Raw genomic sequence first — 17800 nt, 5'->3', positions numbered from 1 at the left:
AGTGAGGGCATGAGCATGACGAGGAATGATGCGGATGCCGACGGCTGGTTGGTCGGCGAGGCTCGGACCACGCTGGGGGCAGGCGCGACGGCCGTCGAAGTCTTCGCCGTGCTCGCCGAGCGCACTGCGGACTGGCACGCGACAGCCCTGGCAGTGTGTTTGGCACTCGGAATACCGGCGACGGAGGCGGAGCGTCGGCTGGACGAGGAGTTTGCCGGGCTGTGCGAGGAGTTTCAACCCGGGGAGGAGACCGAGTGCGCTGGTGTCCTTGAGATGACCGGCCTGTTCGACGTTCCCCGGACGTTGGACCCACAAGACGAGGAGGTAAAGCGTCTCCTGCAGACCGCCATCGGCGCCTTGGGCAAACTACGAAGCGGCCATGCGTTCAGTCTCTCGCGTCAATTCCGCACCGGACAGCTGACCCGTGCCTTCCTGTCACTCGCACGCGTCGGCCCCCGGCCAGGCCACAGCAGCGCGTCAGATTACTGGGCCGCCCTGGTGGCCGCCGGTGAGCTTCTGCAATCCGGTGACAGGGAAGACCTGGCCAGCGTCGAAAAAGCGCTGGAGGACTGTCGACAGCACACCGCTCAAAGCGCGCTGGCACTCGGCTGACTGTCGCTGTCAGCTTGCCGACGCCCAAGGATCCGCATCGGGTGGAAGGCTGGTCGTTCGGCGGTGCAGGAGGGCGACAGCTTCCTTTATGCGTCCTTGGCGGATGAGCAGCTGCGCCAAGTCGGTCTCGTTCCTTCCGGTCTCGCAGGTGGGCCGCAGGACCTCGATGGCCTCGTCCAGTCGGCCTGCGTCGGCCAGCAGATCGGCGAGGCGTGATACCCCGTACCAGGTGCCGGCCTCGGGACGGGCGCGCAGCTCCGTGATCGCCTGCTCTGTTCGGCCGCAGTGGGACAGGAGCCAGACGCGTTCGCAGAACAGCTCGAACCACATGCCGCCGGACTGCGCCGCGAGTTCGTCGATGAACGCCAGCGCCTCGTCCTCGCGGCCGTGGTCGACCAGCAGCGTCCACAGTGCTCGGACCACCCACTCGGGATCGCCGATTTGGCCCGGTACCGGGCGCAGAACCTCGACGGCCTCATCGACGCGGTCGTACCGGGTCAGCAACTCGGCCAGCCAGAACGCCGCGTTCGGTGAACCGGCCACAGCGAAAGGCCGAAGTACCTCGATGGCGCCTTCGACGTCCCCTCGTTCCTCAAGCAGCTGGGCCAAGTGGCGGGCGGCATCCTCACCGCCTTGCCCGGCGATGTACTCCCTCAGTTCGGGCAGACGGTCGTGACGAGCCAGCAAGTCGGCCAGCTGGTCCTGACCGTTGACCAGCGTGGCCCAGCGAGTGTGCAAGAGGGTCACCGCCTCATCGACCCGGCCCTGCCGCTCACGTACCGTGGCCAGCAGCTCCACGGCGTTCCAGGGCTCGGCGCGCCACACGTCCGCCCCCTGCAGAGCCTCGACGTGCGATTTCAGTAGGTCGGCCACTTCTTCGTCCCGGCCCAGGCCGGCAGAGACATCGACCAACGCCTCGGCGAGGAACCAGTCCTTGGTGTGCGTACGCAGCAGCTCGAACGCCTCCTCGCCACGGCCGTGCCGGGCCAGCAGCCTCGCCAGATACGCCAAGGCGAGCGGCTCGCCGTCCGCCACGTACGGCCGTGCCAGGGCGATCGCCTCGTCGGTACGTCCCCAGCCGTCAAGAATCTCAGCGACCACTCCGGCCGCACCCCACCAGCCCGCCTCGGCGAACGGGGCGAGCACGTCCAGCGCCGCGTCCCGCTGGCCCTGCTCGATCAGCGCCTGCGACCACGCCTTCGCGCAGTACCAGTCCCCGTTGCCCGCCTGAACCGCCACCTCGTCGAGGTAGCCGTGTTCGACCATCACCGAGACCGTCCAGGGCGGTATCCACCCGTCGTAGGTACGGGCCCGTCGTTCAAGATCAGCAGCGTCCACGTCGACGAACAATAGCGGCGCGACATTCAACGCCGACGACGCACCGGCGAGACGCCGTTGCTGCTGGCGCTCAGCGATGTACGGACGGGGGCAGGGCGAGGAGCAGTTCGAGCGCCGCGCCGATGTCGGCCGTGGTGTGGTCGGGGGCCTGGAGGCTGCCGGGCCAGGTGCGGGTGCGGCTGATCCAGATGGTGGGTACGCCCGCGTTCTGGCCGCCGACGATGTCGGCTTCCGGGCTGTCGCCGATCATCCAGGCGTCGGTGAAGTCGGTGCCGCAGCGGGTGGCGGTGCGGTGGAAGATCTCGGGGTCGGGTTTGCGGATGGACTCGGTTTCGGAGATGCACCAGCCGTCGAGGTGGGCGGTGAGGCCGGTGTGGTCGAGGACGGCCTGTTGGACGGTGGTGAGGCCGTTGGTGACGACGCCGAGGCGCCATCCGGCCGTACGGAGAGCGGTGAGGCCATCGAGTACGGCGGCGGGGCAGCGCATGTGCGACGGATAGCGCCGCTCGTAACGCAGTTGAAGCTCGGCAGCCGATTCCGGGAGCCCGAAGTGTGCTCGGGCCTGCGCGAAGAAGTCCGGCTTGGGGAGGAGGCCGTCGTCGTCGGTCTTGATGAGCCAGTCGACGGCGGCAGGGCCGAGTGACTTGGCGGCGGCGAATTCCTGGGCCCAGCGGGTGATCGCCTCGGTGCGGTCGACGAGGGTGTTGTCGAGGTCGAAGAGTGCCAGGCGCATGCCCGAAACCCTACTCACCACCCGGGCTCAGAACGGGGAGGCTCTCACCCAGTACTCGGCTCGGGCGAGGGCTTCATCCGGTGGCGGGACGTCGATACGGGCTCGGTGCGCATGGCGCCAGGCCGCGATGCCGAGGCCGGCGGCTGACATCCATTGGGTGAGCCGGTCGGGTAGAGGGCGGTGGCTGGTGTAGCCGGACAGGAGGGATTCGATACGGGAGGGGTTCTGGTCGGTCGGCTCTTCGAGGTCGGTGAGGAACAGGGCCCGTCCGAGGTCGAGCCCGGGGTGGGCGAGAGCGCTGTTCTCGCAGTCGAGGAGGACGGCTCGGCCTCGGTTGACGAGCGTGTTGGCGGGGCCCGCGTCTCCGTGGGTGAGTACCGGTTCCGCCCAGCTGTGTGCGTGGAGTGGGACGAGGGTGTCCAGGAGCTGGGTGAGGTGGGGTGCCGTGGTGGCGGCGTAGCTCCGAGCCGGTCGTATGAGGTCGGTGGGGCTGATGGCGAAAGCGCGGAAGGTGGTGGTCGGCGTGGTGTGCCAGAGGGCGAGAGCGGCGCCGAGGGCGCGGTAGTCGTCCGGAGTTCGTGGGTGCCGGCCGGGGATGTGCCTCAGGACGAGGCACGGTTGTGAAGGGGGACGGCTGTGGGGCATCCGGATCCGGGACGCCTCTACAAGCTGCGGGCACGGGGTGCTGGGGAGAGCCGCGAGCGCGGTCAGTGCGCGGGCCTCGTGGTGGATCTTCAGGGGGTCGCCGCCGGTTTTGAGTACGACCGGGGCACCGGTGGTGGTGTCGTAAGCGAGGAGGGTGGTGTGCGACCGGCCGCCGTGCAGAGGTGTGACGAGGCTGAGCCGACGGCCGGTGAAGGTGGTGACCGCCTGTGTGGCGGGGTGGGCTGCGGGAGGCGGGTTGGTGGTCATCGGGGTGCGATCGCGGCGGCGAGTTCGTAGTAGACCTGGGGAACGACCTCGGCTACATGTGCGCTGGCCAGCAGGGTGGTGCACCGTTCGCGCAGGGCGCTGTCCCCGGTGGTGAAGGCGAGGCGGAAGAGGCTGAACAGGGCTGCTTCTAGCTCGCGTTGGCGGTTGTACGGAAGGTGGCCTCTGGGCTCCAGGAGGAAGGAGACGATGTGCGGGACGCCTGCGCGTAGGACGGCGGGGATGTCGGGGGCGGTGTTCCGCCAGGGCGCGGTGGGGACGAAGGGCGTATCGGCGGTCTTGTTCGGAGCTGTGATCGCTTGCGTGAGGAGTTCTGCGATGGCCGGCGCCAGGAGGATGCCGTTGCGGTACGTGCCAGTGGCCAGGTACAGGCCGGGCAGCGCGGTGGCGCCGATGAGCGGGCGGCCGTCGGTGGCCAGGGGTCGCATGCCGTGGCGGGACTCGGTGACGGCGCTGGTGCGCAGGGCGGTGTTGATTTCGTGGACGGCGCCGTCGAGCAGGCCGAGGAGTTCGCCGCCGGTGGGGAGGTCCGTAGCGCCCGGGGTGTCGGCGATCCGGTTGGTGGCGCCGAGGTAGAGGTGGCCGTCGGCGCGGCCGATCAGGTGGGTACCGCAGGCGAAGTCGCGGTTGGGCGTGCGGATGACGATGTTCTCCAGCGGGTGGCCGGGCTCGCGGAAGACCAGGCTGGTGCCCTTGCCCGGCAGGAGCCTGGGAACGACGCCGGTGATCGGGCCGAGGCCGTCGAGGAGTTCTTGGGTGGCCACTCCGGCGGCCAGGACGATGTGCTCGGAGCGGACGCGTGTGCCGTCGGAGAGCTGGGCACCGGTGGTGTGGCGGCCGTTGTGGCTGATCTCGCGGACACGGGAGGTCAGAAGGTGGATGCGTGGGTGAGCTGCGAGGGCTCGGTGGACAGCGGGCAGCAGGGTGCTGGTGTCGACGTGCCCCTCGTGGGGCAGCCACAGCGCGTCGGTCGTCTCGTGGCCGGGTGCGGGCGCCAGGTAGGGAACATCGGCAGGGGCGATGGAGTGGCAGGGCAGGTCGAGGCGCTCGGCGGCGGAGCGGATCGCGGCCAGGTTCGTACGGTCGCTGGCCTTGGCGGTAGTGGCGATCACCGCCGTACCCCGATGGATCTGAGGTTGGGCACCGGTGAGTTCGGCGATCCGCTCGGTGAGAGCCGGCCAGGCTGCTGACGAGTCGTGGCGTAGGTGCAGTTCGGCCTCGTCGAGGCTGTCCGTAACGGTGTCCTGGTCGGCGGTGACTTCGCCGAGGACACCGAGCATGGCCCCTGCGGCGCTGGACGCCGTACCCAAGACAGCAGCGGGCTCGCCGACGCAGAGCACAGTCCGGCCGTGGTCCGCGAGAGCGAGGGCTGTGGTGGCGCCGATGATTCCGGCGCCGACTACGAGGACGTCGGCGTGTTGCGGGTGAGGCATGACGACCTTCCTTCGGATCAGAGGAAAGGGGAAGGGACGAGGCGTGGGAAAAGCTGGTCGGCGGTCCAGCGTTCGCCGTCGGGCTGGGGCGGGGCCCAGATCAGCCGGGAACCGGCCCCGTAGGCGGCGGCGCGGCCTTCGGGCTTGCCCATGGGAATCAGCGCCAACTCGGCTGCGAATGCTCTGGGCTCGGTGAGGATGGCGATTCCGGCGGCAATGTGGGGCGGGTCCAGGGCCGGGTAGGCCAGCTTGATCAGCGGCGCTCCAAGATCAGCGAGGAGCGCGATCGGGCGCCGTAAGTCGTCTGTGTCGCGCGGTGGCTCAGAGCAGTGGATTGCGGGGAGCGGTATCAAGCCCGCAGCACGGATGAGTTCGGTGGTACGGCGCGCCTCGCCCAAGTTCCTTACCTCGAACTGCACATGAGTGACGGCCGAGCTGCGTGGGCGCGCCAGGTGGCGGGCGATGGCCTCGGGCTCGTGGTGCCGGGTCATGGCGCTCGCCCGAACCGGATGGGTCGTGGGCGGCGTACGTATGAGGTCGTGGTCGGTGATGTGGTCGAGGTCGATCTCGAACCACCGCCACGGCGGCCGGGCATGGCCGAGGTGCGGAACTTCGAGGACCACTCGTTCAGGATCGATAGTCGAAGGCAGCATCAGACCTGCTGCCACGCAATCAGGTCATCCCCGGCCGCAATGATCTTGGTGAGGGCGGCGGCCGTCTGCGTGGGGAAGTACGGGTCCAGCAGAAGCTGATGCGGCAGAGCTACGGTCGTAGCGGCGACCTCGACCGCTCGCGGGGTCGGCACGGCGTTGACCTGCGGATCGTCGCGGTAGGCGGGGGTGGCCTGCCACGGCGGGAATAGCGTTCTGGACGGGATCCCCTCCGCCGCCAGTGCCGCCGCCAAGGTGGAAGCGCGTACCCCGCGCTCGGTCAGGGAAGCCGGGAGTCGTACGAGGACGGCGTAGTGGTCGTGACGGGTAGCCTCCGGGTGCGGCTCGGCGAGCAGCCCGCCGTGCCCCTGTCCCACCAGCGCTTCGGCCAGTGCGTGCCACTGGCCCTCGCGGGCGCGCCACATGTGCTCGTACGTCCGGGTGTGGGCGAGGACCAGCGCGGCGGCGAAGACGCTGATGCGGGCGTTGCTCCCGAGGAGTTCGTGGTCGTAGGCGCTACTGCCGCGCGGGCGACCGCAGTTGGCTAGTCGTTCGGCTCGGCGGGCGGTCTGTTCGTCACGTAACAACAGGGCTCCGCCGTCGCCACCGGGTAAGAGCTTGGCGGCCTGGAAGGACAGGATGGTGGCATCGGTGGCGGTACCGACGCGGGTGCCGGCCCAAGAGGCGGCGACGGTCTGCGCCGCGTCCTCGATGATCGCGAGGTGGTGACGGCGCGCGAGAGCTGTGATGGCTGTCAGGTCGGCGGGGTGTCCGGCCAGGTGGACGGGGACGATCGCGCGGGTGCGGCTGGTGACCGCCGTCTCGGCGATCCCTGCATCCAGTGTGAGGGTGTCCGAGGTGATGTCGACCGGGATCGGCACCGCGCCGCGTGCACTGACGGCGGCAGCCGAGGAGACGAACGTACAAGCAGGCACGAGGACTTCATCGCCGCGTCCAATGCCAAGAGCGGCGAGGGCGAGTCCGAGGGCAGCGGTGCCGCTGGAGACGGCGATGGCCCGGCGTTCGAACTCGGCTTCCAACCACGCCTCCAGTTCCTCGGCGGCGCTGTTGCCGTTCTGCCACCACGTGCCGGAGTCGTGCGCGGCGACGAGGGCCTTGCGGGTGGCGGTGTTCACGGACGGCCAGGGCGCGAAGGGGCGGGTGCGGGTCGGCGGGCCGTCGAGGAGGGCAAGGGGCATGGTTCGGTGCTCCTTCGGGGAGTCGGGGTGGTCAGTTGCGAATGTCGAAAGGGACCGGCGCGGCCGTGTCGAGGCTGGTCTGCATCGCGTGCAGGAGGGCGGTACTCGCGTACGCCGCCTCCAGCGGGCCCACGGCATCGTCGCTGGTGGGAGCGGTGAGAGCGGTGAAGGCGGTGTCCAGCTGGGCGGTGTACTCGGCATACGGGTCGCGTGGCTGGTGGTGGAGAAGTACCTGTTCGCGGCCGTCGGCGTCAGTGATCCACAGAGTGGGGGCGGGTACGGTGCGCCGGTCGGGGCTCCAGCCAAACACCGTGTGCCATGTCAGCGTCGCCTGCTCGCCGACAATGTCGATACGGGACTGATCCCGCCGGATTCCCGGGGCGGCCCAGGACGCCTCTAAGTGCAGGCGGCGCTCCGGGTCGAGGGTGGCCTCGGCCCGTACGCCGTGCCACTTCGGCGCCGCAATTGCCTGGTTCGCTCGCTCCCGGTGCTGCCAGCCGGCATGAGGGACTTCGCCGGTGGCCGCCGCCGGATGTTGGTGTTCGGCACGTGCTTTACCGGTGTTTCCGTACCAGTCCGGCAGCCACAGCGCGAGATCCACCAGATGGGAGCCGAGGTCCCACAACACGCCAGCCTCCGTGCCTCCCTGTGTGGCGGGCACCCCGTCTCGGCGTAGCCACGAGGCGCGCATCTCCCTTACTGGACCGATGCGTTGAGCAAGCACGCTGCGGCGGATGAGCGCAGCCTCCGGGCGGTGGCGCATCGTATAGAGGGGGTAGACCCAGCCCCCATGACGGCGCGCTGCGGCCAGGACCGCCGCCGCGTCGCCGGTGGTGAGCGCAAGCGGCTTCTCAACAATCACCCGCGCGCCGGTGGCCAGCGCCCGGAGGGTGAGGGTGGCATGGTCGGCCGGCGGTGTGGCCACCAGGACAAGATCGGCTCTAGCGCGCTCCAGCGGCCCGGTGTGCACCTCGGCGCTGAAGTCCCGAGCGGCCCGCGTCGCTCGGTCCGGGTCGGCGTCGGCCACGTACAGGGAGCGCAGTCCGCCCGTGGCGCGGAGTCCGGCCAGGTAGGGGAGGTGGACATGTCTGGATATCCAGCCGCAGCCGACGACCAGCACACGCCACCCCCGGCTCACTGCGCGCGCTCCCAGCTCTCGACGAGCCCGGACAGCAACCCGTGAAAGTCGGGGCAGGTCTTGATCACGCACTCCGGGTCGTCCAACTCGACGCCGGGCGCGCGCAGTCCGAGAACGGAGAACGCCATCGCGATGCGATGATCGCGCATCGTCTCCACCCGGCCGCCGATGGGCTGCGCGGGGCTGATCTCGATCCAGTCGTCGCCCGTAGTCACCGGTACCCCGAGCGTCCGCAGATTGACCGCGCACGCCTCCAGACGGTCACACTCCTTGACGCGGGTGTTGTGGATGTTCTCGATCCGTACGGGACCGGTGGCATACGGCGCGATCGCGGCCAGCGTGGGCATGGTGTCGGACATGTGGTGCATGTCGACGGTGATGCCGGCGAGCCGTTCCGGCCCGGTGACGGTGACCGCATCCGCCTGGATGGAGACGTCAGCGCCCATGTCGGCCAGGACGGTCGCGAACCCGAGATCACCCTGGGGTGAGTCGGCGCCCAGGCCGGGGACGGTGACCGTACGACCAGTGAGCGCCGCCGCTGCCAGGAAGTAGCTGGCGGTCGAGGCATCCGGTTCGATGTCGAGCGTACCCGGGCTGATGTAGCCGCCCGGCTCGACGCGGAAGATGTCGCCTGCGCGCTCGACGGTGGCACCGAAGGTGCGCATCAGGCGCAGTGTGATCTCGATGTACGGGGCGGACACCAGCCGGGTGACCTTGATGGTCAGCCCTTCCCGGGTCAGCGGTCCCGCCAGCAGCAGCGCGGTCAGGTACTGGCTCGACACCCCTGCGTCCAGGGTGAGTTCGCCGCCGGTCAGGCCGTCCGCGTACAGGGTGTACGGGATCCGGTCGCCGTCGATCCGCGCGCCGAGTTGGCGCAGGGCGTCCAGCAGCGGGGCGATGGGGCGGCGGCGCATCTGCTCCGAGGCGTCGAAGCGGTACACCCCGTACCCGGCGGCGGCGAGGCCCGGCAGGAACCGGGCGCCGGTCGCGCCGTCCCGGGTGTGCACCTCGGCCTTCGGCGCGGGTCCGACCGGGCGGCCGACGATCTCCCACCGGTCCGGGTCGGCCGTACTGACTGCGTATCCGAGCCGGTTCAGGGCCTCGGCACATGCTTCGGTGTCGTCGGCCACCAGCGGTCGGCGCAGGACGGTCCGGCCTTGCGCGGCGGCGGCCAGGAAGAGGGCGCGGTTCGTGATCGACTTCGAACCGGGGACGGGTACAGCTGTGGCAACCATGAGGGTGATCTCCTGGTCAGTCGGTAAGGGGCAGGGCTGGGCCATCAGGTGCGCGGTGCGCCTCCGTCCAGCCTGGTCGGGGGCGTGGTGAGGCCGTCCAGCAGGACCGTCAGCTCACCGAAACGAGTGAGCGCGCGCCAGGGGCGGTGCCGGGCCAACGCCTCGGAGCGGCCGACTCCCCAGCCGCAGGCGACGGTACGGATGCCGGCGGCACGCCCCGCCGCCATGTCGGCCTCGGAGTCACCGACCAGTAGCGCAGACTCCGTTGGAACCCCGAAGTGCCGGCACAACCACCACACACCCTCGGGCGAAGGCTTCGGAGCCGGTGGATCGGCCGGGGTAACGAGGGCCTCCACCAGATCGGCGATCTTCAGGTGGTCGAGCGTGGCGAGGGTCCGGGGACGGTCTTTGCCGGTGATCACACCGACCCGTACACCCCGGGCGCGCAAGACGCTGAGCAGGGTGAGCGCGCCGGGGAAGAGCCGGGCCTCGGCGACCCTGGCGCCGGCCGCCTTCCGGTACAGCTCGGCCACCGCCTCGGGCAGCCCCAGCCGACCGACGATCTCCTCCAGAGGCAGACCGGACAGCGCGTGGAACTCCGCCGTCGGCGGACCACCGGCCACGCCCGTCTGATCACATGCCCACGTCAGCGCCGCCGCCGTGATGTGCGCGGTCTCGGCCAGGGTGCCATCCAGGTCGAACAGCACTGCTCTCACAAGGTCGCTCGCGCCGCTCATCCCGCCATCTCCAGTGCTGCGGCACCAAGGAGGCTCGACAGCCCCGGTCGGGCGGGGACGAGGACTTCGACACCGCACGCGGCCATCCGTACGCGCATCTGCGCGCGCAGTACCGGCCGAGCCAGCAGGCCACCGGTCAGGACAACCGTCGGTACGGACAGGAACCGGACCAGATCCCCGAGAAAAGCGACCAGCCTCAGGCCGTCCGGCCAGCCCTCCAGCCCGTCTCCGAGCCGGTCGTCGGGCGGGAGTGTACGGAGCGCGAGCTGAGCGCAGCCCGTACCACCGCAGCCGCACGAGCCCTCGGGTAGTGCAGCGAGATGCCCCAAGGTGCGTGGATCAGCCGGCGCAGATCGGCGGACTTTCCCGTCGAGCACCAGCGCGCCACCAAGCCCGGTCCCAAGGACAGCCACGAGCGCGTCCGGGCGCCCTTGCGCGATCCCGTACATGGCCTCAGCGGCGGCGGCGCTCTCGCCGTCATCGCGGAGGACGACGGCGCGCGCGATCCGGCCGAGCGCGTCGCGCAGCCCGTACCCCACCCACTCCGGGCGGTTCGGCCACGCGGTCACGCGACCGTCCTCGTCCAGCCCGCCGGGGAAGGCAACGCCGAGCCGAGCGACTCGTCCGGGCACCTGGCGCCTCAACCAGGCAGCGAGGACAGCGGGATCATCCGGCGTACGGATCACCGCCACCACCGTCAGTACGCCACCGCCGAGACGGCCGAGCAGGGTCTTGGTACCGCCGATGTCGACCGCCCAGGTGGGCTTGCCAGCTCCGTGCGCTGTCACGAATTCCAACCCCCCCCTGAATCAGTGAGGTTCACGACCGTGCAACCGATCAGGGTCGCCGTCTGCTGTCCGGCGATCACCCACCCGATCGCAGGGTCGCCGTAGTACGTGACGACGTCCTCGCCCGCTTCCAGGCGCCCACCGCGCGGCCGGAACAGGGTTCCGTACACGCCGTCGGGGATGAAGTGCCTTACGCGTACGGCGACATGGTCGATACGCAGGCGAGGACAGGCCCGTACCGCTCGCTTCGCGCACGGGAGGCAGACCGGCGGATGGGTGGTGACCTCGCCTTCGGGCCAGTCGGAACGTTCGTCGCGGCCGTCGTCCAGCAACCACAGCACGCCCAGCTCGTCCCGGTCCGGCGGACCGGCGCACACCTGGCAAAGGCCGCGCCGCATCGCGCGTCGCTGCCGCAGCGGATGGATGCTGCCGTACAGCGGTTCGCCGCGCCCCTGGGCGACGCCGTACCGGGTCCACAGAACGCCGGCGGTGTCGCGATCGTGCAGTGTCTCGTCCGCGTAGGCGACGCCACGCCGGGTGGCGATCACGCCCGGGGCGGCGGCCTTCTCACCGCTCCAAGAGGCGACGAACGGCACGGTGCTGGATTCCGGAAAGTGAAGTCTCCGCTGGTCAGGGGTGGTGCGCGACTGCTCCATATTGGCTGTTCCTCATCAAGGTACGTAAGTGCTCACGGGCAGCCGGCAGGCAAGGCGACCGGGGGACGGGACGTCGATCGTGGGCAGCGCGGGCCGGTGTCGGTCCAGAGAGGCGCGGAGCATTCCCGGGCCCACGAGGTGCGTGCTCTCCCAGGGGCGGTGGACAAGGGCCGTCAGACCGGTCCACTCCCGGCTCTCCGGACACGTCATGTGCCGCCTCCCCGACCACCTGGCCGCCGCGCTCCGCTACGGGCGACGCGGAACCACACGTCCTTGCCCGAAGGGGTAGCCGTCACCCCGAACCCGTCCGCCAGGGCCTCCAGCATCGCGAGCCCGCGTCCGTCCTCGCTGAGGAGATCGGCGGCGCCGACCACCGGAAACCGCCGGTCGAGATCGCTGACGACGACGTACACGGCGGCCGATTCGGCCCGTACGGCGATCCGCGCCTCCGGAGTGCCGGCGTGCCGCAGCACGTTCGTCAGCAGCTCGGACACGCCGAGCAGCGTGACCGCCTCGGCGTCCTCCCGGTCCCAGCGCCGGAGGTGGGCGCGGACGGCATGCCGTATGTATGCGATGCCGCGCTCCGTGACGGTCAGCGTGGCCTCCCACTGGGCGCCGAGGGTGCGCGAGCGACCGGAGGGTGACTGGCCCAACGCGTCCTGCACCGCCGTCTGGGCGAGAAGTTCAGGCATCGGGAATTCCATTTCTGCAGCGGATAGTTCACGGAGCGCTGTGTACTGGGTACGAATGGTTCAACTTCAATGTGCGCCTCACGAAGCGCGTCCGTGCAGTAACCAATGGCAACTTCAGGAGAGTTGTCATGAGAAGGGCAGGAGAGGGCATGCCGCAGCCGCCGAAGGAACTCGATGGGAGCACGTCACCCAGGGCCTGGTTCGGCGTCGAGCTGCGCTATTGGCGGACGAAGGTCGTCGGCTGGTCAATCAAGGAACTGGCCGCGAAAGCGCACGTCAGCCGCGAGGTCATCCGCCGTATCGAGGTCGGCGACTACAACTGCCGTATCGAGACGGCACTCGCCCTGGACAAGGCGTTGGGAACGGGCGGAGTTTTCGAAAGGGGGTGGGGTCACGCCTTCGGCGATGACAACAAAAAGGCCGCTGATGACAACTTTTCCGCCCAACAACCCTCCCCCGTTCGGAATCTCTCCCGGCGCGGACGCATGCTTGCAGCAGACGCATCGCTCACGCATGGGGGCATCGAATCTGTGGACCGCCGTAGCTTCCTCGCCGTACCAGGACTGGCCGCGCTCGCGGTGCCCGGCGCCGCCCGCCTGCTCCAGCCAACCCAGCCGGCACGGCTCCCCACGGAGATCCGGCCGCACGACATCCGCGAACTGATCGAGGCCGCGGCGTTCATCTCACGCCTGGACAACCAGTACGGCGGCGACGGCATCGTCAAGCAGACCGCGACCACCGCCATGCTGTGGGCCGAGGACCTACTCCATGTGAAGTGCCCGACGGAGCTACGCCCCGTGCTCTTCGCCGCGGTCGCGCGCCTCGGCATCGTTGTCGCCGCGAGCCACTTCGACGCCTACGCCCACGCGGACGCCCGCCAGACCTTCCGCTTCGCAGCCGTCTGCGCCGAGGAAGCCAACGAATGGCATCTGCGCGCCAAGTCGTATTCCTTCCTCGCCCGCCAGGCCGTCTGGATCGGCGAGCCCGACCAGGGCCTCACTTACGCCGAACTGGGCCTCGCCCGCTCCGACCGCCTTACCGCCACCGAACGCGCCATGCTCCACTCCGCGCGCGCCCGCGCCTTCGCCAAAATGGGCCAGGCCCAGCAGACCCTCGCCGCGGTCGGCGCCGCCGACGACGCCTTCGCCCAGGCCCGCCCCGACGAGGACCCGCCCTGGATGACGTACTACGACGAGGCCCAGCACCACGGCGACACCGGCCACGCCCTCTTCGACCTCGCCCTCCTGGGCCACGACCCCCGCCACGCCACCCGCCGCCTCACCACCGCCGTCAAAGGCCACGACGACCTCTACGCCCGCTCCCGCGCCATCAGCCGCACCAAGCTCGCCTCCCTCACCATGGCCACCGGCGACCCCGACCAAGCCGCCGCCATCGGCCACCGCGCCCTCTCCGAAGTCGGCAACCTCCACTCCCGACGCGCCGCCGACGACGTACGCGAACTCGGCCGCCTCGCCGCCAAACACCCCAGAAACCACAACGCCACCACCCTGCGCGAACGCGTCACCGCCACGGTCCCCGCATGACCGGCCGCTCCCGCCACGAGACGTACGCCGCACTCCTGGCCGCCTGCGCCACCGCCGGCCTGGACGCCACCGGCGCAGAACCCATACGCCTCGCCGAGAACGCCATCTGGCGCCTACCCGGCGGCCTGGTCGCCAGAATCGCCAAACCCGGCCAACAAGACCACTCCGCACGCGAACTACGCCTGGCCCGCTGGCTCACCACCACCGGCATACCCGCGGTACGCCCCTACCCCGGGCTGCACTCCCCCGTCCTCGCCGACGACCGCCCCGTCACCTTCTGGGAGGAACTACCACCTCACGGAACCGGCACAGTCCTAGACGTGGCCACCCTCCTCAAACAACTCCACGCCCTCCCCCTCCCCAACTTCCCCATCGGCCACCTAGACCCCTTCATCCGCATCAGCGACCGCATCGACGCCGCCACCACCCTCTCGGCCCCCGACCGCACCTGGCTGCACAGCCTCCTGACCGAACTCCGAGCAGCCTGGACCGAACTACCACCCGGCCTCCCCGAATGCGTAGTCCACGGCGACGCCTGGACCGGCAACATCGCCCGCCCCCTCAACGGCGCCGATGCGATCCTCCTGGACCTGGAACGCTGCTCCCAAGGCCCACCCGAATGGGACCTCGTCTCCACCGCGATCAAACTCACCACCACAGGCACCATCACCCCCACCGAATACGACGAGTTCTGCACGACGTACGGCACCGACGTACTCCAATGGCCCGGCTACAACACCATGCGCCGTACCAGAGAACTCCGCATGACGACCTACGCCGCCCAACACGCGGCGACCCACCCCGAATGGCGCCAGGAAGCCCAACACCGGGTGGACTGCCTCCGAGGCCGCGCAGGGCAAGGGCCTTGGCGCTGGCGGGGCATCGCGTAACCCGTCAATCGTCCCAAACAGACCGCAAATACGGTGGTCGCGAATCGGAGTTCAGAGCGTGCCAAGCAGACAGCCCCTGTCCCAGGCGCCGCGTATCAGGTTCTGGTCAAGCAGCCGGGCCTGAACGGCCATAGCCGATCCGGGGGGATCCTTACACAGCACGACCCCACCCGTTGGCATCACCACACCGCCTTGACCACCTCCCAGGAAGATGAGGTGTCGGTCGTGGAGTTGCTTGCGATCCCCTGGATGCATTGTCTTGATCTCGCAGTCCAGCGCAGTCAAGGCAGCCGCAACGGAGGCGTCGACTCTCTGGGCCTTGTCCTTAGCGATCAGCATCCGGATCTGGGTGCCGCAGGTCGCACGAACATCCTGCATGAACCGCAGCAGCGTTGGTGGGTCGACGGCCAAGTAGCGATCCACCCACAGGACCGCCGGTGCACCGGAAAGGAGCCCGCAGAAGGTGGCGACCGACTCCACCCAGCGATCGGGCCATGTCGGAGCCCGGCCGTCCAGCTCGGCGAGAGCCGCGCTGGAACGCAACGCGCTCACCACGTCATACCGCCCGTCGCTCGCCGAGAAGACCAAAGGAGCCAGGGCTTCGGCCGCGAAGTCGTCTGGAGGTAACGTGGCAGGCCCGTCGCGCACCACCTCCTTGATCCATTGGACTGCATCCCACGGTACGTCTTTGACCCAGTCAGGGGCACGCAGCTCAGCTGCCTCACAGACCTGGTGGAGGGCGGGCCTGCCCAAGACCGAGGTCACCATCCCCAGCAGCGCGGTATTGCCTCCTACGGCCACGACGGCATCCACCGACTGGGTGTAACCGACGGCCTTGAAGTCGGTCTCGGCCGTGCGGGGCAAAGGCATCACCCGAGCCCGCGCCACCAGAGGAGAACCACTGCTGACCAGGTGCATGCTTCGCGCCCAGCGCCCCGTCAGCAAGGCGCCAATGTCGACCGCACCCTCGCCGTCGACCAGCAGATGCAGCAGCTGCCGCTGCAACCGCAGTCCGTGTGACCGCCTAAGAGCATGTGGGTAGTCATCGAAGAGGAGATGCGCCGTACCGTGTCTGTCGAGCGCCTCGCGGACCCCTTTCTGGAAGTCCGCGCCGCGCGTGTCCTGGTCCTGCTCGGTGTAACTGCGCCCCCAGGTGGACACGCTGGTATCCCCCAGCTCCCGCGCCACCGCGTTGAGTAGAGTGGTCTTGCCCGAGCCCGGTATCCCCCGGACAATGACGATTTCCCCGTCAATCAAGTACTCGCATACGGCCTGGACCCATTGCCGCTGCGAGGGCAAGAGTTTCATTTCACCACCAGTGCCCGCATGGCGTGAATCCGCGGAGCCCAGTTTTCGTCAGTAATGCCGTACGACATCAGGTGCGCGGCCATGTCGGGCTCGTTCCGAGCCCATTCCTTAGCCTCTGCGCTCTCCTGCGGCTCGTCGGACCACAACAGCGGAAGCATGGCGGCTTCGTCTCCGAACCATTCGGTGAAGGAAGCCAACACGTCCGCCACCTCCGACTGGGGCGTGTTGGGCCCCCGCATCTCTGATGCCTCTTCCAGCGCGAAAAGTGGGACATGCCAGGGGATCTCGTTCCGGGGGCGCTTGCGGGCCGCAACGGAGCACGCCTTCCGCGTGAGGAGTGGGTGGCCGCCGAACTCTTCGAAGAGGAAGTCGATCGTGCGATGGTCCGAGTAGCGCAGCGCCATACGCTTGCCGAGACTACGGACCATCTCCCCCATCTCGCTACGCTTCATCGGGGAAAGGAAGGCCAGCCTCGCGAACTTGTACAGCAGGTTGTCGCGCCCTTCGTGCAGCGGCCTCTCAAAGATGGCGGGATCCACCCCAGCGCAGACAATACCGATACCGTGATTACCCTCGGCCTCTCGGCTCTGGACCACACCACGCAACTGGATGAGACACCTCATCACCGCGGCCGCCTGTTCCACTCCGAGATTGGAGCGGCTAGGCCACGCCTGGTCAATCTCGTCAATGAATAGTTCCAAGCGGTCTGGCAGTGCATCCAACAGGACATTTAGGTCGCGAATCCAGTAGCCGCTGGTCTGAACTGCCGGATTGGGGTTGCCGTCCCGGGTGAGCGTCATCAACCGAGGTGGCTTTCCCCCGAGCTTCCGGACGATCTCGTGGCACTTCTCCAGCAAGGCAAGATGGAACGCCTCGGCTGTCTGCAACACGCTGATGTCCAACCAGATCACCGGCTTGCCAATGCGTTCACGCTGTCGGGAAACGAAGTTGAGCAACGAGGTCTTGCCCGCCTTGCGCAGTCCGAAGATGCCGACAGACTGCCCCCGATCCAAGGCGAAATCGAGCTCTGCCACCTCGGCCTGCCGGCCGTAGAACGCAGCGGGTTCGGTGATGGGACGCGTTAGATCGTAGTGGTCGTGAGTGACCATGATCTCCGCAATTCGATCGCGAAGCCCTGTCCCAGACCCGTTGATCAGCTCGTCCGAGTTAATTGTCAGGATAGCGAGCTGGCCACGGCGTCGTTTAACAAGGTCAGCCGCGCCCGGATCTGAGGTCAGCAGGATGGCGAAGTCCGGGTCGACCCGGGCGTCGCGGTCGTGCAGTCGTTCCGCGACCAGGGTGAGAATTCGTGGCTCCACCCTCTCATACGCAACAGAAAGACAAAGGACATCGAGGCGTAGGTCGAAGGTCTCTCCGACGTTGGCGGGCAGGGTGATATAGATCCACCAGCGCGCCCGGTCCAATTGATCCTCTTTGAACCGATATGCCTCTGCGCCCATATCCCGTAGGATCTTGTTGAACTCCCGTCCGCCGGGGACTCGCTGCTCGAACTTCGCCTTATGCGCTGCCAGGACTTGCTGGTTACGGGTGTTGGCCACGTACGCCTCTCAGCGGGGAGTCTTGCCCACATGCTAGTGAGTGCGACTGGAGTCTGCCGCAGTTTCCTCGAGAGCAACAGAGCTGGCGAGATGGGGAAGCCCCCACCCCGAGGCCGACGCGGGAATAGTTCGGAGGCCGGATCCCCGCACATTTGCCCAGCTCGTTCATGAGGACCCGTCAACAAGCTGCCAAACTTCTGTGGACGATCGAACCTAGTAGTTTCCGAGGCCGACATCCCAGGCGTAGCGTCGTGCGTCCGTAACCAGTTGTGACACGGTAGGAAGCCATGAGCAGGACAGAACGCTCGCAGCGCGGAGGCTCCATCTCCAACCTCGTGCGACAGGAGGTGTGGGTCCG

General features: G+C 68.6%; 17 protein-coding genes. 3 read left to right on the top strand and 14 right to left on the bottom strand.

The annotated features are described in order from the left end of the window. Positions 1–9: 9 nt before the first annotated feature. Positions 10–612: a hypothetical protein gene (locus DVK44_RS18030; protein WP_114660577.1), complete on the top strand. Its 603-nt coding sequence runs from the start codon at positions 10–12 to the stop codon at positions 610–612. A gap of 9 nt (positions 613–621) precedes the next feature. Here DVK44_RS18030 and DVK44_RS18025 read toward each other — a convergent pair whose 3' ends face one another. The 12 genes from DVK44_RS18025 to DVK44_RS17970 all read right to left on the bottom strand — a co-directional run bounded on the left by DVK44_RS18025 (position 622) and on the right by DVK44_RS17970 (position 12141). Beyond that, positions 622–1950, bottom strand: a complete 1329-nt coding sequence (locus DVK44_RS18025; protein WP_228447229.1) for a tetratricopeptide repeat protein — start codon at positions 1948–1950, stop codon at positions 622–624. Positions 1951–2020: 70 nt separating this feature from the next. Next, positions 2021–2683, bottom strand: a complete 663-nt coding sequence (locus DVK44_RS18020) for an HAD family hydrolase (RefSeq protein WP_114660575.1) — start codon at positions 2681–2683, stop codon at positions 2021–2023. A 27-nt stretch (positions 2684–2710) separates the two neighbouring features. Then, a complete protein-coding gene (locus tag DVK44_RS18015) occupies positions 2711–3595 on the bottom strand; it encodes a phosphotransferase family protein (protein ID WP_114660574.1) in 885 nt (294 codons plus the stop codon). Continuing rightward, entirely contained in the window at positions 3592–5046 is a 1455-nt protein-coding gene (locus DVK44_RS18010) for an NAD(P)/FAD-dependent oxidoreductase (protein WP_114660573.1), read from the bottom strand. Before DVK44_RS18010 ends, DVK44_RS18015 begins: the two co-directional genes overlap by 4 nt. Positions 5047–5063: 17 nt before the next feature. Then, complete coding sequence (locus DVK44_RS18005; protein WP_162793933.1) at positions 5064–5714, bottom strand: hypothetical protein; 651 nt, start codon at positions 5712–5714, stop codon at positions 5064–5066. Continuing rightward, entirely contained in the window at positions 5699–6895 is a 1197-nt protein-coding gene (locus tag DVK44_RS18000) for an aminotransferase class I/II-fold pyridoxal phosphate-dependent enzyme (RefSeq protein WP_162793931.1), read from the bottom strand. Before DVK44_RS18000 ends, DVK44_RS18005 begins: the two co-directional genes overlap by 16 nt. A 31-nt stretch (positions 6896–6926) precedes the next feature. Next, the gene (locus tag DVK44_RS17995) at positions 6927–8033 is read right to left on the bottom strand and encodes a Gfo/Idh/MocA family protein (RefSeq protein ID WP_162793929.1); all 1107 of its coding nucleotides are present in this window, start codon (positions 8031–8033) and stop codon (positions 6927–6929) included. Next, entirely contained in the window at positions 8030–9268 is a 1239-nt protein-coding gene (gene aroA / locus DVK44_RS17990) for a 3-phosphoshikimate 1-carboxyvinyltransferase (RefSeq protein ID WP_114660569.1), read from the bottom strand. Before aroA ends, DVK44_RS17995 begins: the two co-directional genes overlap by 4 nt. Before the next feature lie 44 nt (positions 9269–9312). Beyond that, complete coding sequence (locus tag DVK44_RS17985; RefSeq protein ID WP_114660568.1) at positions 9313–10005, bottom strand: HAD family hydrolase; 693 nt, start codon at positions 10003–10005, stop codon at positions 9313–9315. Continuing rightward, entirely contained in the window at positions 10002–10793 is a 792-nt protein-coding gene (locus tag DVK44_RS17980) for an ROK family protein (protein ID WP_162793927.1), read from the bottom strand. The genes DVK44_RS17985 and DVK44_RS17980 overlap by 4 nt, the downstream gene beginning before the upstream one ends. After that, positions 10790–11449, bottom strand: a complete 660-nt coding sequence (locus DVK44_RS17975; protein ID WP_114660566.1) for a hypothetical protein — start codon at positions 11447–11449, stop codon at positions 10790–10792. The genes DVK44_RS17980 and DVK44_RS17975 overlap by 4 nt, the downstream gene beginning before the upstream one ends. Positions 11450–11655: 206 nt before the next feature. Beyond that, complete coding sequence (locus DVK44_RS17970; RefSeq protein WP_162793925.1) at positions 11656–12141, bottom strand: ATP-binding protein; 486 nt, start codon at positions 12139–12141, stop codon at positions 11656–11658. A gap of 128 nt (positions 12142–12269) precedes the next feature. Here DVK44_RS17970 and DVK44_RS17965 point away from each other — a divergent pair, with 128 nt between their 5' ends. Beyond that, a complete protein-coding gene (locus DVK44_RS17965; protein WP_228447228.1) occupies positions 12270–13685 on the top strand; it encodes a helix-turn-helix transcriptional regulator in 1416 nt (471 codons plus the stop codon). Continuing rightward, positions 13682–14575 (top strand): phosphotransferase, encoded by an 894-nt coding sequence (locus DVK44_RS17960; protein ID WP_114660563.1) that lies wholly within the window; start codon positions 13682–13684, stop codon positions 14573–14575. Before DVK44_RS17965 ends, DVK44_RS17960 begins: the two co-directional genes overlap by 4 nt. A 51-nt stretch (positions 14576–14626) precedes the next feature. Here the strand turns inward: DVK44_RS17960 and DVK44_RS17955 are convergent, their stop codons facing one another. Both DVK44_RS17955 and DVK44_RS17950 read right to left on the bottom strand, forming a co-directional pair. Further along, on the bottom strand, positions 14627–15883 hold the full coding sequence (locus tag DVK44_RS17955) for an ATP-binding protein (RefSeq protein WP_114660562.1): 1257 nt from the start codon (positions 15881–15883) through the stop codon (positions 14627–14629). After that, positions 15880–17442, bottom strand: coding sequence for an ATP-binding protein (locus tag DVK44_RS17950; RefSeq protein ID WP_162793923.1), 1563 nt, complete (start codon positions 17440–17442; stop codon positions 15880–15882). Before DVK44_RS17950 ends, DVK44_RS17955 begins: the two co-directional genes overlap by 4 nt. Between the last annotated feature and the right edge of the window lie 358 nt (positions 17443–17800).

Source organism: Streptomyces paludis (genome assembly GCF_003344965.1).
Classification (GTDB): Bacteria; Actinomycetota; Actinomycetes; order Streptomycetales; family Streptomycetaceae; genus Streptomyces; species Streptomyces paludis.
Note: the sequence above shows the minus strand (reverse complement) of the source record. Positions and strands in the feature narration are given on the sequence as shown.